This is a genomic window from Magnetospirillum gryphiswaldense MSR-1 v2 (genome assembly GCF_000513295.1).
GTDB classification, from domain to species: domain Bacteria; phylum Pseudomonadota; class Alphaproteobacteria; order Rhodospirillales; family Magnetospirillaceae; genus Magnetospirillum; species Magnetospirillum gryphiswaldense.
Genome location: NC_023065.1, coordinates 2,778,492 through 2,792,885 on the forward strand (window position 1 = coordinate 2,778,492; position 14,394 = coordinate 2,792,885).

The window sequence follows — 14,394 nt, forward strand, 5'->3', positions numbered from 1 at the left end:
AGGATGCAGGGGAAAGACATGTTCGGTCATGTCCGCATATGGCGAAACCCTGGGTATAAAAAGTGTAATATTAAAAAACCAAGGTATACGGAGCATTCATTGGAACTACGCCCCCTGGACAGGGCCTGGCCCAGGGGGGGAGAATTCACAAAATGGTCAGCACGTTTTCCGGTGGGCGGCCCAGGGCGGCCTTGTCGCCCTTGACGACGATGGGCCGCTCGATGGCCGTGGGATTGGCGGCAAGCGCCGCGATCAGCGCCTGATCGGACAGCCCGCCCACGTCGATACCGACCTCGGCGACTTCCTTCTTGCGGATGATGTCCTTCGGCCCCTTGCCCAGTTTGGCCAGGATGGCGGCCAATAGGGCGGCGCTGGGCGGAGTCTTCAGATACTCCACCACCCGCGGTGTCACGCCCTGATCCTCCAGCAGCTTCAGGGTTTCGCGCGATTTGGAGCAGCGCGGATTGTGATAGATGGTCACCTCGGTCATACGTTTTGAATCCTTGAAAACCACAAAAGCAGCACCCATTGTGAGCCCGCCTCTTTGACCCGGCAAGATGGGACCGATGATGATTGCCTTGCTGCGCCTGTTCTGCCTGATCGCCTTTGCCGTCACCGCTTTCGCCACCGCCCAGCCGGCGCGGGCGCAAAGCGCCGCCGAGGTGGAAAGGCTGGTCGCCACCCTCGAGGATGATTCCGCCCGGGCCAAGCTGGTCGGCCAGTTGAAGCTGCTGTTGAAGGCGCAGAACACCAAGGCGAATGGTTCGCTGGTGCAGGGCAACGACAGCTCGGCCCTCTTGAACGTCATCCCCGACAAGCTCGAACGTTCACTGTGGTCGATGGTGGGGCAATGGGGCGGCGGTGCGGCCAAATGGCTGTCCCAAGGCATCGGCCAGCGCCTGATTGGCGGCCTCATTTCCATCCTGTCGGCGCTGGGGATCGCCTATGCCGTATGGCGCCTGGTGGCGACCTCCATCCGCCGCTATCTGCAACGGACCGACAAGGACGGCAACGCCATCGAGCGGTCGCGCCGGGTGCGCACCTTGCTGCCGTTGCTGCGGCTGGTGGTGCGTATGGTTCTGACGGTCATGGTGGCGCTGATCATCTTGTCGGAATTGGGCGTCAACATCGCCCCGCTGTTGGCCGGTGCCGGCGTGGTCGGCATCGCCGTCGGCTTCGGCGCACAAAAGCTGGTGCAAGACATCATCACCGGCATCTTCATCCTGATCGAGGACACCATTTCCATCGGCGATGTGGTGCGCATCGATGCCGTCCATGCCGGTACGGTGGAAAGCATGTCCATTCGGGCACTGAAACTGCGCGATTCCAGCGGCGCCTTGCATTCCATCCCGTTTTCGTCGGTGGGATCGGTGACCAATATGAGCAAGGAATTCGCCTTTGCCGTCTTCGACGTGGGCGTCTGCTATGGCGAGGATGTGGACCGGGTCAGCACCGAGCTCAACCGGTTGGGCGATGAAATGCTGGTCGAGCCCGAATGGGCCGGCAAAATCCTTAATCCGCTGGAGGTGCTGGGGCTCGAGCGTTTCGACACCAATGCGGTCATCGTCCGCGCCCGCTTCCGCACCAAGGCGTTGCAGCAATGGGCGGTGGCGCGCGAGTTCAACCGTCGCATCAAACAACGTTTCGACGCCGAGGGCATTCGCTTTCCCACACCGGCGGCCACCTTGCTGATGGGTGCCGACGGCAAGATGAAGCCGAGCTAAGACGTCAGCAACTCTTCCAGCCCGTCGACGCTGTCGGCATCGATGACCCGCCGCGCGGTGTCGAAATCGAAGCCCGCGCGGGCCAGGGCCGCCATATCCTTGGCCCGCGTCTCCGCCCGCTTTTCTGGCAGGCGAAAGGGGCCGAGACGGCGCTTGCGCGCCAGTTTGACGGCGGCGGCAAGATCGGGTTGGGCGTGTTCTTCGGTCAGGGTTTCCATGGCCTGTTCGGCCAGGTCGCTGTCCACCCCCTTGGCCGCCAAGGTGGCGCGGATGGCGCGGCTGCCCTTGCCCTGGCGATGCAGCGCCCGGGTCTTCATCTCGGCGAAGGCTTGGTCGTTCAGATAGCCCAGATTGGTCAGCTTGACGATGACCGCGTCCACCGCCGCCAGATGGTCGGCGCGCTCGCCGCCCCAATGGGCGACCGAGCGGTCGACCTTGCGCAACAGCACCCGGCGCAAACCGGCACTGGACGCGGCGAAGCGTTCAAGGTAATGCAACGCTGCATTCTCGAGGTATTGCGGGGTGATCCTGGTGGGGATGCGAGTGGCGGCCATGGCCGCAATCTAGCGCCAACGGAGCTTGCACGCCATGAAAGACCCTATCGCCACCCTGCCGCCGGTCCCCCGCAGCTATGGGATGGTCAACTGGCTGGGGTTCTATACCCTGTTGGCCAAGGAGGTGCGCCGCTTCCTCAAGGTCTATTTCCAGACCATCATGGCCCCGGTGGTGACGACGCTGCTGTTTCTGGCGGTGTTCGCCCTGGCGCTCGGTCGGGTGGCGGCGGATGTGCACGGCGTGCCCTTCGTCGAGTTCCTGGCGCCGGGCCTGATCATGATGGCCATGGTGCAGAACGCCTTCGCCAACACCTCGTCGTCGCTGATCATCGCCAAGGTCCAAGGCAATATCGTTGATATGCTGATGCCGCCCCTGTCGGCGACGGAACAGACCCTGGCGGTGGCCTTGGGCGGGGTGATCCGCGGCGTGGTGGTGGGACTGGTGGTCGGGCTGGTGATGACGTTGTTCGTCAATGTCCATGTGCACGACGCCTTCTTCATCGTCTTCCATGCGGTGATGGGGTCGTTGCTGCTGTCGCTTCTGGGCATGGTCGGCGGCATCTGGGCCGACAAGTTCGACCACATGGCGGCGGTGACCAATTTCATCGTCACGCCGCTGTCGTTCCTGTCCGGAACCTTCTACACCATCGACCGCCTGCCGGAAGGCTTTCACGCCATCGCCCTGGCCAATCCATTCTTTTACATGATCGACGGTTTCCGCTATGGCTTCATCGGTCATGCCGACGGATCGCTGGCGGTGGGATTGATGGTGGTGGGACTGGCCGATCTGGCCCTGCTGGCGCTGACCTGGCGCATGCTGTCCACCGGCTATAAACTGAAGGCCTAACCGTCCACCGCCTCCAGCAGCGCCAGCAGACCGGCGATGATGTTGATGGGGGTGGGCGGACAGCCGGGGATGGTCATGTCCACCGGCACGATGGCAGCCGCACCGCCGGCCACGGCGTAAGAGCCGGCGAAGCAGCCGCCGTCGATGGCGCAATCGCCCATGGCCACCACCCAACGCGGTTCCGGCGTTGCCTCCACCGTACGGCGCAGGGCTTCCGCCATGTTCCAGCTGACCGGGCCGGTGACCAGCAGCACATCGGCATGGCGCGGGCTGGCGACAAACTTGATACCGAAGCGTTCCAGGTCGTAGACCGGGTGGTTGACGGCGTGGATTTCCAGCTCGCAGCCATTGCATGACCCGGCATCCACCGCGCGGATGGCCAAGGACCGGCCCAGCTTGGCCTGGGCGGCCAGCCCCAGGCTGTCGGCCAGTTCGCGCAACGCGGCTTCCGCCGGATTGAATTTGTCCTTGGTCGTATGTGGGCGCAGCAGGTGGCGAGCCAGCATTTTGGCGATGGGCGGAATCATAGGTCGTGGCCCGAATAGGAACAGTTGAACGACTTGTTGCACAGCGGAAAGTCGGCGACGATGTTGCCCTCGATCGCCGCTTCCAACAGCGGCCACTGGAACCAGGACGGATCGTGCGGATGGGCGCGGACCACCTTGCCGGTTTCCGACAAGCGCACCCAAAAGGCCACCTCACCGCGGAACGATTCCACCAGCGCCACGCCCTCGCCGGCGCGCATGGGCAGCGCCGTCAGGAAAGCGCCGCCGGGCAGGCCGGTCAAAATCTGCTCGATCAGCGACAGCGACGCCCGCACCTCCTCGATGCGGATCTGCACGCGGGCATGGACGTCACCCTCGGCCAGCACCGGAATGGTGAAATCCAGATCGTCATAGGGCGGATAGCCGGGCATACGGCGGGCATCGACGCTGCGCGACGAGGCCCGGCCGACAAAGCCGGAGACGGCGAAACGATGGGCCAAGGTGCCCTGGATCGTACCGGTGCCGGTGGTGCGGTCCAACAGCGACGGCGTCTGCTCGTAAAGCGCCACCGCCCGCTTGAAGCCGTGCCGCAGGCGGGGCAGCAGCGCCGCCAGCCTTTGCCGCCCGGCTTCGTCCAAATCCATGCTGACGCCGCCGGGGACGACGCGGTCCATCAGCAGGCGGTGACCGAAAATGGCGTTATTCGCGGCCAATATCTGCTCGCGCAGCGCCCCCATGTGCGACAGCATGATGGCGAAAGCGGCGTCGTTGCAGATGGCGCCGATGTCGAACAGGTGGTTGGCGACCCGCTCCAGTTCGGCCATCAGGGCGCGCAGCCAATGGGCACGCGGCGGGGCATCCTGGCCCAAGGCGGCCTCGACCGCGCGGGCGAAGGCGATGGCGTAGGCCACCGTGGCATCGCCCGACACCCTGCCGGCGATGCGGGCGGCATCCAGGATCGGCTTGCCGGCCAGCAGTCCCTCGATGCCCTTATGGACATAGCCCAGGCGTTCTTCCAGCCGCACCACCGTTTCGCCCTGGCAGTGAAAGCGGAAATGCCCCGGTTCGATCACCCCGGCATGGACCGGGCCGACGGGGATTTGATGCAAACCGTCGCCCTCGGCGGTGAGGAACTTATAGATATGGCGCCCGCCATCATACTGGCGCGGATGGCCCAGCGGATGGCTGACCCGCCAATGGCCGTGATCCAGCCACGGGCGCTGGTCCTCCAGCCCTTCAGGGATCACCCCCCACAAATCGCGGATGGCCCGTTCCAGCCGGATGGCTGCCGGGCGCACTTGGCCGAGCGCGAAGAAGGCACCGTCGGGGCAAGGATGCGAGGCGACGGCGATGGCGCCTGAATCCTCGCCGCGCAACAGCACGTGCACTTCCGCCGGCTCGCCCCATTCGGCCAGAATTTCCCAGTTGGACACGGTCATCTGTTCGGCCAACTGGCGCCAGCCCTTGGCATCCAGCTGATAGCGCGGCCACGGGCGGTGGTTGGCCACCTCGCGGCCCATGGACAGAAATTCCAGCAGGGTGACGTTTCCCATCATGGCCGCATCATCCCAACAGTTTCGCCACGTGTTCGAACCACCGGACCAGCGGCGCGGGCAGATACAGACCGGCCACCACCACCAGCCCCACATGCAGCAGCAGCGGTGTATAGGCCAGTACCGTGCCGAAAGTCGTTTGCTGGCCGTGCGCATGACGCGGCATGGGCGGCGGGGCACCGAAGATCATCGCCTGCAAGCGCATGATCAGGGCGGCGAAGGCCACCAGCAAGGCGATGATCAGCGGAATGGCCAGCAAGGGCTGGCGGGCGAAGGTGGAACTGACCACCAGGAACTCGCTCATGAACACGCCCATGGGCGGCAGGCCGGCGATGGCCAGGACAGCGATGGCGAAAGTCCAGCCCAGCACCGGATGGCTGACGGTCAGGCCGCGAATCTCATTCAGCCGCTTGGTGCCGCCGTTCTGGGTGATGGCGCCGACGGCGAAGAAGATGCCCGACTTGGTCAACGAATGCATGGTCATGTGCAACAGCCCGGCGAAATTGGCCAAAGGCCCGCCCATGCCGAAAGCGAAGGTGATCAGCCCCATGTGTTCGATGGAGGAATAGGCGAACAGGCGCTTGATGTCGCCGCGCCGGTACAGCATGAAACCGGACAGGAACAGACTGGACAACCCCATCAGGATCATCAGCGGCCCCGGCGCCAAGGTATCGGGATTGGCGGAGATCAGCATCTTGAAGCGCAGCAGGGCATAAAGCGCCACGTTCAACAGCAGCCCCGACAGCACCGCCGAAATGGGCGTCGGCCCCTCGGCATGGGCGTCGGGCAGCCAGGCGTGCAAGGGTGCCAGCCCAACCTTGGTGCCATAGCCGACCAGCAGGAAGACGAAGGCCAGATTGAGCAGATCGGGGTGGAAGCGCGCCGCCTGCTTGATCAACAAGGTCCAGGCCATGGCGTCGGCGCCGTCGCCCATCACCGGCTGCGCCGCCAGATAGACCAAGGTGGTGCCGAACAGGGCCAGACCGATGCCGACCGAACACAGGATGAAGTATTTCCACGCCGCTTCGATGGCTTCACGGGTGCGATAGAGACTGACCATCAGCACGGTGGTCAGGGTCGCCGCCTCCACCGCCACCCACATCACCCCGGTATTGTTGGCGGTCAACGCCAGCAGCATGGTGAACAGGAAAGCCTGATACATGGAATGATAGAAGCGCAGGTGCAGATCGGACAGGCGGGCGGAATCCGCCTCGCGCGCGATATAGCCGGCGGAAAAGATGGCGGTGGTGAAACCGACGAAGGTGGTCAGCGCCACCAGATAGATGTTGAAATCGTCGATGAACAGCAGCCTGGTGTCGGGCGGACGATGGCTGAACAGCGACAGGCTGGCGGCGAAGGTGGCGCCCGAGACGGCGATGTTCAGCCACGACGCCAGCCGCCAGCCGGGCAGCACCGCCAGGAAACCGGCGGACGCCAGCGGAATGGCCAGGATCAGCAGCAGCGGGTTGTCGGACAAGGCGATGATCAAGGCATCCAGGCTCATGACCGATCCCCGCGATAGCTTTCCAGATAGGCCACGTCCAGCGAATCGAAGCGCTCGCGGATACGGAAGAAGAAGATGCCGAACAAGGTCATGGCCACCAGCACCGAGAAGGCGATGGAGATTTCCACCACCAAGGGCATGCCCTTGGCCGAGACGGCGGCCAGGATCAGACCGTTTTCCAGGGCCATGAAGCCGACCACCTGGGTCACCGCGTTGCGGCGGGTGATCATCATCAACATGCCCAGCAGCACCACGCTCATGGCCAGAGCCAGGGATTCGCGGGTCAGCGCCGCCGCCGCAGCGGTCACCGGCAGCACCAGCATGATTGACAGGGCCACCAGGGCGACGCCGACGATCATGGTCCAGCCGATGGACAAGGCCGTCTCCACCGCCCGGTGGATGCCTAAGCGCTCCACCAGCCAGTGCAGCGCGAAGGGCACGGCGATGGCCTTGAACAGAAGCGCGATGGCCGCGGTGAAATAAAGGTGCGGCGCGTCTTGCACATGCGCCTGCCAGGCGGCGGCGGCGGCCAGGGCCAGGGCCTGGAAGGCGAAGCTGTTGAGCACGGCGAACAGCCGGCGCTGATACAGCAGGCTGAACCCGGCCATCAGCACGGTGGCACCGATCAGATGGGCGATGTCATAGCTGAATTGCTGGTTCATCACACCGCCTCGGAAACGTAAAGGAAGATGGTGGCCAGCAACCCCAACAGCAGGGCGCCGCCCAGGAAATCGGCATAGCGGAACACCCGCATCTTGGCGATGGAGGTCTCGAACACCGCCAGGGCGCTGGCCAGCAGGAAGGTCTTGGCCAGGAACGCGCCCATGCCCACCAGCACCCCCAGCGGCCCGGCGCCGGGCTGGGCGATGCCCCAGGGCGCGAACAAGGTGGCGATGAGGGCGATGAACAAGGTTAGCCGCACCATGCTGGCCGCCTCGATCATGGCCAGATGACGACCGGAATATTCCAACACCATGGCTTCGTGCACCATGGTCAGTTCCAGATGGGTGGCCGGGTTGTCGATGGGGATGCGCCCGTTCTCGGCGATGGCGACCATGACCAGGGCGGCCAGGGCCAAGCCCAGACTGACTTCCACCCCCACATTGCCGGCGAGGACGAAGGCGACGATCTGGCCCGGCGCCGTGGTCCCCGAGATCAGCGACAGTGAAAAGGTCACCATCAGCATGGCCGGCTCGGCCAGAGAGGCGATCAGCATCTCGCGGCTGGCGCCCAGGCCGCCGAAGGCGGTGCCCACATCCATGCCGGCCAGCGCCGTCCAGAACCGGCCCACCGCCAGCAAAGCCACCAGGGCGATCAGATCGGCCGCCGGGGCCAGCACCATGTTGGTGGTGAAGGTCGGCACGATGCAGGCCGCCAGCCAGACGCTGGCGAAGGTGACGTAAGGGGCGGCGCGGAAAATCCAACTGGCCGAATGGGCGACGATGGCTTCCTTTTGCAGCAGCCGATAAAGGTCGCGATAGGGCTGGATCGGCGACGGCCCGCGCCGTCCGTTCAGCCGGGCTTTCACCCAACGGACATAGCCGGTGATCAAGGGCGCCAGCGCCACCACCAGGATGATTTGCAGGACTTGCCAGATCATCGCGTTCATAGCTGTTGCCTCACCGCCACCACCAACAGCATGAACACCAAGGTCAGGAACATCATCAGCAGATAACCGCGCACGGTCAGGTATTGCAGCCGGTTGACGTGGTCGGCGATCCAGCCGATGACCCGACCCAGGGGGGCGTACAGGCCCGACCAGATGGGATCGAACATGGTGACCTTATGGGTGGCGGGGGCATCGTCGCCCGGCTCGGGCATAACCACCGTTTCCCGCGCCTGGAAGATGGTGTGACCGAAGGCCCGGCGCAGCGGCTGGGCAAAGGATTGGCTGGTGTACTGGGTCTGGGGGATGTCCTCGGGATGGCCGCAATCCCACGGATCGGCCCGGCGGATGGCCTGGGTGCCCAGACGGTGCACGGTGAAGATGGCGATGGCGAACAGGGCCAGCCCGAACATGACCAGGATGGTGCCGGAATAGGCGCCGCGGGTGGCCGAGACCGGCGATAGCCACGGCCAGCCCAGATCGGCGGAAACGGCGAACTGGACGCCGGTCAAAGGCTGCACCGCATGCGACAGGGCGTCGGTGACGGTGACCGGGATGACGCCGAGCACCACGCACAGCACCGCCAGCACCACCATGGACCAGCGCATGCCGAAGCTGACCTCGGTCGCCTGGGCGGCATCGGTGGAACGGGGGCGGCCCAAAAAGGCGATGCCATAGGCGCGGACGAAGCAGGTGGCGGCCAGCGCTGCGGCCAGGGCAAGAAAGGCGCCGACCACGGGGACGCCGAACTTCATCGCCCAATGGGGCATGGCCGGTCCCTTGAACAACGATTGCAGGATCAGCCATTCCGAGACGAAGCCGTTCAACGGCGGCAGGGCGGAAATGGCGGCGGCGCCGACCAGAAAGGCGGTGCCGGTCCACGGCATGCGCTTGAGCAATCCGCCCAAAACGGTCAGCGACCGGTGGCCGGTGGCGCTGATGACGGCGCCGGCGCCCAGAAACAGCAGGGTCTTGAACACCGAATGGTTAGCCATGTGATACAGGCTGGCGACCAGGGCCAGGGCGGCCAGTTCGGTCTGACCGTCGCCCTTGAAGGCGATGGCCAAGCCCAGACCGATGACGGCGACGCCGATATTTTCCACGGTGGAATAGGCCAGCAGGGTTTTCAGATCGTCCTGCAATACCGCATAGAGCACGCCCATGACGGCGGTGATCCCCCCCACCAGCATCAGGCCAGCGCCCCAATGCCACGACAAGGTGCCGTGCAGGTCGAGCAGGATACGGATCATGCCGTAAAGCGCCACCTTGGTCATGACCCCGCTCATCAGGGCCGAGACATGGCTGGGGGCGGCGGGATGGGCCAAGGGCAGCCAGGCGTGCAGCGGCACCAGCCCGGCCTTGGACCCGGCGCCCATGATGGCCAGCAGCGCCACCAGGAAACCGCCCATCAGCCCCAAATCCTTGATGCGCATGGCGTCGAAGGTGAAATCGCCGCCGGGCCCGGCCATCAGGCCGAAGGCCGGCAACAGACAGAAGGTGCCGAAGGCGGCCATGATCAGATAGACGTTGCCGGCCTTGCGGTTTTCTTCTTCCGTGTGGTCGGACACCACCATCAGCCACGACGCCAGCGACATGAATTCCCACGAGACCAGGAAGATGAAGGCGTCATCGGCCATCAACACCAGATTCATGGCCAGCAGGAACAGGGGGAAGAACGGGGTGACGCGGCGGCGTTGCGGCAGATGCTGGCTGTAGCCGACGGCGAAGGCGGAAGCAGCGGCGGCGCCCAGATTGATCATCAGCATGAACAGCGCCGACAGATTGTCGATGCGGAAATGCGCCTTCAGCCACGGCAGGCCCAAGGGCAACACCAGCCGGGGCGAGGCATCATGGCCGCCCAGATAGGTCAACCCGCCGGCCAGCAAGGCGATGGAGGCGACGAAGCAGCCGGCATAGGTGATGGAATGGCCCACATCGCGCCTGCCGACCAGCACCGCGAACAGGGCCAGCAGCGGCAACGACAGCAAGGCGCCGGCGATCAGCATGGCAAAAGGCTTCCCGGCCGCAAGCGGCCCAGGCGAATCGAAGCACGCACGAAAAACCTCCAACCCCGGACGGGGCGCTCTCCCGGATGCCGGCCTGTGGCGGCTTGATGATTTATTTTATTCAGGCGGGGCAAAGCTTAAACCAGCGGCTGGCCCGAGGACAAGGGGCTAACCGGCATCGGAAAGCTGATTAAACAATCCGTCAGAAACTGCGCCGCGCCCGCAAGGCGGCGCCGATAGTGCCGTCGTCGAGATAATCCAACTCGCCGCCCACCGGCACGCCATGGGCCAGCCCCGATACGGTAATACCGCAATCGGCAAGGAAATCGGCGATGTAATGGGCGGTGGTCTGGCCCTCGACCGTGGCCGGGGTGGCCACCACCACTTCACGGATGGAACCGTCCAGCCGTGCCCGCAGCCGGCCCAGGCCCAGATCGTCGGGGCCGATGCCGTCCAGCGCCGACAGCAAACCGCCCAACACGTGATAGCGCCCGCTGAACACGCCGGCCCGCTCCATCGCCCACAGGCTGCCGACGCCCTCGACCACGCACAGGATGGTCTGGTCGCGGCGGGGATCGGCACAGATGGAACAGGGATCGACGCTGTCGAAATTGCCGCAAACCGAACAGGTCTTGACGCTGTCGCCCACCGCGCTCAACGCCTTGGCCAGCGGTAGCAGCAGGGTTTCACGCTTTTCCACCAGATGCAGCGCCACCCGGCGGGCGGAACGCGGCCCCAAGCCGGGCAACCGCGACAGCAGTTGCATCAGGCGCTCGATCTCGGGGCCGACCATGATTTTATTCCGCCCTCAAAACGGCAGCTTCATGCCGGCGGGCAGGTTCAACCCGCCGGTCAGCTTGGCCATCTCGTCCTGCATGGCCACCTCGGCCTTGACCTTGGCGTCGTTGAAGGCGGCGACGATCAGGTCTTCCAGCACTTCCACGTCTTCGGGGTCGACCAGCGACTTGTCGATCTTGATCTTCTTCAGCTCGAACTTGCCGTTCAGGGTCACCTGCAGCATGCCGCCGCCGGCAGCACCCGAGACTTCCATCTCCGCCATCTTGGCCTGCATTTCGCCCATCTTGGCCTGCATCTGCTGGGCCTGCTTCATCAGATTGCCGAGATTCTTCATAGTTCCTCTTCTCCTGGGGTCAAATCGGCGTCAAAGGCCAGATCGCTTTCTTCCGGTTCCGCTTCCACCAGATCGCGGACGATTTCGATGGCGGCACCGGGAAAGGCATCGAGAACGGCGCGGACCAGCGGATGGTTGGCCGCGTCCTCGCGCCGCTTGTGTTCGGCCAAGGCCTCTTGTTCCGACAGCGTCGGATCGGCGGGGTCAGTCAGATTGACGGTGACGGTCCAGCGCCGCCCGGTCCATTCCGACAGCAGGCGCGAGACGCGCGGCGCCAGATCGTGCGGCGCGCTTTTATGGGGACGGAACTCGATGCGCCCCGCCTCGAACTTGACCGGATTGACCTGATTGCGCAAATGCACGGCCAGCACGCCTTCGCGCTTTTCCGAGAACAGCGCCACCACTTCGGCAAAGCTGGCCGGCATGGCCGGCAGGTGGATGGGTTGGGCGGCCAAGGCCGGCTCCATCTTCAAGGCCGCGCTCGGCCCGCCCATGGAACCGGGGGACACCATTTGTGTCGATAAGGCAACGGTTCCGCCACCACCGGGAGCGGGAGCGCCGCCGCCGCCGGGACCACGCGGTGACGGCGGGTTGTCGCGCAATTGCTGGATCAGATCGGCGGGACTGGGCAGATCGGCGACATAGGCCAACCGCACCAGCGACATTTCCGCCGCCTGCAACGGATTGGGGGCCGAGCGCACCTCGGCCAGCCCCTTCAACAGCATCTGCCAGGTGCGGGTCAGTTGGGCCATGGACAGATCGCCGGCCATCTGCGTGCCCTTGACCTTTTCGGTTTCCGAGGCGGCGGAGGAATCGGCTGCGTCGGGGGTGATCTTCAGCCGGGTCAGCCAATGGGCCAGTTCCAGCATGTCCTGCACCACCACCGCCGGATCGGCGCCCAGGGCATATTGTTCCGCCAGCAGATCGAGTGCCGGGGCCATCTGCCCCTTCATCACCAATTCGAACAGATCGAAGACACGGGCGCGGTCGGCCAGCCCCAGCATGTCGCGCACCTGAGCTTCCGACACCAGCCCGGCGCCGTGGGAGATGGCCTGATCCAACAGCGACAGCCCGTCGCGCACCGAGCCGTCGGCGGCGCGCGCGATCAGGCGCAGGGCGGCCGGCTCGATCTCGGCCCCTTCCGTGTCGGCGATGGCAGCGAAATGCTTGGTCAACACCTCCATTTCCACCCGGCGCAGGTCGAAACGCTGGCAGCGCGACAGCACGGTGACCGGAATCTTGCGGATTTCGGTGGTGGCGAAGATGAACTTCACATGTTCCGGCGGTTCTTCCAGCGTCTTCAACAGGGCATTGAAGGCGGCGGTGGACAGCATGTGCACTTCGTCGATGATATAGACCTTGAACCGGGCCGAGGTCGGCCGGTAGCGCACGCTTTCGATGATCTCGCGGATATCGTTCACGCCGGTGCGGCTGGCGGCGTCCATCTCCAGGATATCGACGTGGCGATCCTCGGCGATGGCCCGGCAATGTTCGCACTGGCCGCAGGGGTCGATGGTCGGGCCGCCCTGGCCATCGGGGCCGATACAGTTGAGGGCGCGGGCGATGATCCGCGCCGTCGTCGTCTTGCCCACACCGCGCACGCCGGTCAGCACGAAGGCATGGGCCAACCGACCCGAGGCGATGGCGTTGGTCAGCGTCCGCACCATGGCGTCCTGACCGATCAGGGTGGCGAAATCGGTCGGACGGTACTTGCGGGCAAGGACGCGGTAAGGCGTGGGCTGAACGGTATCGGTCATGGCCCAACCATATATCGGTGCATCCGATTTCCCAAGGGGGGAACAGCGATTCCGATAAAGTCGGAATCGCTTAAGCCCGCGTGGCGTCTGAACGGGCCCGGCACGGGCCGCGCCTCACGCCAAGCTTCCTATCTCACCAATCCGGCATCGAAATAAAAGGCCGAGGCGCCGCCATGGATCTGAATGCCCATCTTTTCGATGGTCTGGGCATCCAGATTTATCTTGGCCCCGTGCGGGCTGTTCTGGGTCAGCAGCTTTTGCGTGCTGGGGTGCCAAAGCGCCCGCGTCACCCCATAGATCAGCTTTTCATCCTGCTCGGCCCCGGTGACCAGGGCGACGCCGACGCCCAGCGACTTGACGGGATCGGCCATACCGTCATAAGTGCCGCCGTCGATCTGGGATTGCAGCAAAAAGGGGAAGCGCTCCAGCATCTTGGCCGCTTCCGGCCCGTCCAACGGCACCAGATTGATGGCGGTCTTGCGGGCCAGATCGGCGATCACCGGCACCGGAAAGGCATCGACCATCAAAAAGGCGTCCAACTCGCCGGCGGCCAGGGCATCGGCGGCGGCGCCGGGCTTCAGGAACGACAGCTTCATCTGCTTTTCACCGATGCCATAGCCTTCCAGCAACAACCGGCCATGGACCAGCGAACCGGAATCCTTGTCGCCGAACGACACCTTCTTGCCACGCAAATCCTTGACCGAGGCGATCTTGGCCCCCTTGCGCGCCACCAGATGCAGGGTTTCCGGATACAGCATGGCGATGCCGCGCAGATTGGACACCGCTCCCTTGCCCTTGTAGATGCCGGTGCCGTGATAGGCCCAATAGGCGATGTCGGCATGAACCAGGGCGGCATCGAGACGCTTTTGCCCGATGGCTTCCACATTGGCGACCGAACCGCCGGTGGATTTGGCCACCGCCACCAGACCGGGCACACCGCATGACCCGCCCTTTTCGCACTCGCGCGAGCCGGGGGGATTGGACAGCGCGTTGGCGATCAGGCCGCCGACGGGAAAGCGGGTCTCGCCGGTCGGGCCGGTCCCCAATTGGAAAAAGCGCAATTCCTGGGCCGTGGCCTGACCCTGAAAGGCCATGAAAACCGCCACCACGGCAGCCGCCCGGGCGAAGCGGCGCATCAGCTGCATCGTCTGCACGTGTTCATCCTCCCCAACCTCTTTGGCACCGGCGCTTTTGTTATACCGGCTTTTGTTGAGGCCGAGTATAAA

Annotated in this window: 14 protein-coding genes; 2 read left to right on the forward strand and 12 right to left on the reverse strand. The window is 64.6% G+C overall.

Going from position 1 to position 14,394, the window contains the following annotated elements; translation table 11 throughout:
* Positions 1-145 precede the first annotated feature (145 nt).
* A complete protein-coding gene (arsC, locus tag MGMSRV2_RS13145) occupies positions 146-490 on the reverse strand; it encodes an arsenate reductase (glutaredoxin) (protein ID WP_041634498.1) in 345 nt (114 codons plus the stop codon).
* A gap of 76 nt (positions 491-566) precedes the next feature.
* On the opposite strand from arsC, the gene MGMSRV2_RS13150 reads away from it, so the two are divergent.
* Positions 567-1,724, forward strand: a complete 1,158-nt coding sequence (locus MGMSRV2_RS13150) for a mechanosensitive ion channel family protein (RefSeq protein ID WP_024080850.1) — start codon at positions 567-569, stop codon at positions 1,722-1,724.
* Here the strand turns inward: MGMSRV2_RS13150 and MGMSRV2_RS13155 are convergent.
* Positions 1,721-2,278: a regulatory protein RecX gene (locus tag MGMSRV2_RS13155; protein ID WP_024080851.1), complete on the reverse strand. Its 558-nt coding sequence runs from the start codon at positions 2,276-2,278 to the stop codon at positions 1,721-1,723. The genes MGMSRV2_RS13150 and MGMSRV2_RS13155 overlap by 4 nt on opposite strands.
* Positions 2,279-2,312: 34 nt before the next feature.
* Here MGMSRV2_RS13155 and MGMSRV2_RS13160 point away from each other — a divergent pair, with 34 nt between their 5' ends.
* On the forward strand, positions 2,313-3,125 hold the full coding sequence (locus tag MGMSRV2_RS13160; RefSeq protein WP_024080852.1) for an ABC transporter permease: 813 nt from the start codon (positions 2,313-2,315) through the stop codon (positions 3,123-3,125).
* Here MGMSRV2_RS13160 and MGMSRV2_RS13165 read toward each other — a convergent pair.
* The 10 genes from MGMSRV2_RS13165 to MGMSRV2_RS13210 form a co-directional block, all read right to left on the reverse strand.
* The gene (locus tag MGMSRV2_RS13165; protein ID WP_024080853.1) at positions 3,122-3,652 is read right to left on the reverse strand and encodes an NADH-quinone oxidoreductase subunit B family protein; all 531 of its coding nucleotides are present in this window, start codon (positions 3,650-3,652) and stop codon (positions 3,122-3,124) included. The genes MGMSRV2_RS13160 and MGMSRV2_RS13165 overlap by 4 nt on opposite strands.
* Positions 3,649-5,166 carry a hydrogenase large subunit gene (locus tag MGMSRV2_RS13170; RefSeq protein ID WP_024080854.1) on the reverse strand — a complete coding sequence of 506 codons (1,518 nt, stop codon included), beginning with the start codon at positions 5,164-5,166 and terminating at the stop codon, positions 3,649-3,651. Before MGMSRV2_RS13170 ends, MGMSRV2_RS13165 begins: the two co-directional genes overlap by 4 nt.
* Before the next feature lie 7 nt (positions 5,167-5,173).
* On the reverse strand, positions 5,174-6,667 hold the full coding sequence (locus tag MGMSRV2_RS13175) for a hydrogenase 4 subunit F (protein ID WP_024080855.1): 1,494 nt from the start codon (positions 6,665-6,667) through the stop codon (positions 5,174-5,176).
* On the reverse strand, positions 6,664-7,329 hold the full coding sequence (locus MGMSRV2_RS13180) for a hydrogenase 4, membrane subunit (protein WP_024080856.1): 666 nt from the start codon (positions 7,327-7,329) through the stop codon (positions 6,664-6,666). The genes MGMSRV2_RS13175 and MGMSRV2_RS13180 overlap by 4 nt, the downstream gene beginning before the upstream one ends.
* Positions 7,329-8,276 carry a respiratory chain complex I subunit 1 family protein gene (locus tag MGMSRV2_RS13185; protein ID WP_024080857.1) on the reverse strand — a complete coding sequence of 316 codons (948 nt, stop codon included), beginning with the start codon at positions 8,274-8,276 and terminating at the stop codon, positions 7,329-7,331. Before MGMSRV2_RS13185 ends, MGMSRV2_RS13180 begins: the two co-directional genes overlap by 1 nt.
* A complete protein-coding gene (gene hyfB / locus MGMSRV2_RS13190; RefSeq protein ID WP_024080858.1) occupies positions 8,273-10,279 on the reverse strand; it encodes a hydrogenase 4 subunit B in 2,007 nt (668 codons plus the stop codon). Before hyfB ends, MGMSRV2_RS13185 begins: the two co-directional genes overlap by 4 nt.
* A 202-nt stretch (positions 10,280-10,481) precedes the next feature.
* Positions 10,482-11,072: a recombination mediator RecR gene (gene recR, locus MGMSRV2_RS13195; protein WP_024080859.1), complete on the reverse strand. Its 591-nt coding sequence runs from the start codon at positions 11,070-11,072 to the stop codon at positions 10,482-10,484.
* 15 nt (positions 11,073-11,087) lie between these two features.
* On the reverse strand, positions 11,088-11,411 hold the full coding sequence (locus MGMSRV2_RS13200; RefSeq protein WP_024080860.1) for a YbaB/EbfC family nucleoid-associated protein: 324 nt from the start codon (positions 11,409-11,411) through the stop codon (positions 11,088-11,090).
* On the reverse strand, positions 11,408-13,168 hold the full coding sequence (locus MGMSRV2_RS13205) for a DNA polymerase III subunit gamma/tau (protein ID WP_024080861.1): 1,761 nt from the start codon (positions 13,166-13,168) through the stop codon (positions 11,408-11,410). The genes MGMSRV2_RS13200 and MGMSRV2_RS13205 overlap by 4 nt, the downstream gene beginning before the upstream one ends.
* A gap of 128 nt (positions 13,169-13,296) precedes the next feature.
* A complete protein-coding gene (locus MGMSRV2_RS13210; protein WP_041633626.1) occupies positions 13,297-14,313 on the reverse strand; it encodes a TAXI family TRAP transporter solute-binding subunit in 1,017 nt (338 codons plus the stop codon).
* Positions 14,314-14,394: the final 81 nt, after the last annotated feature.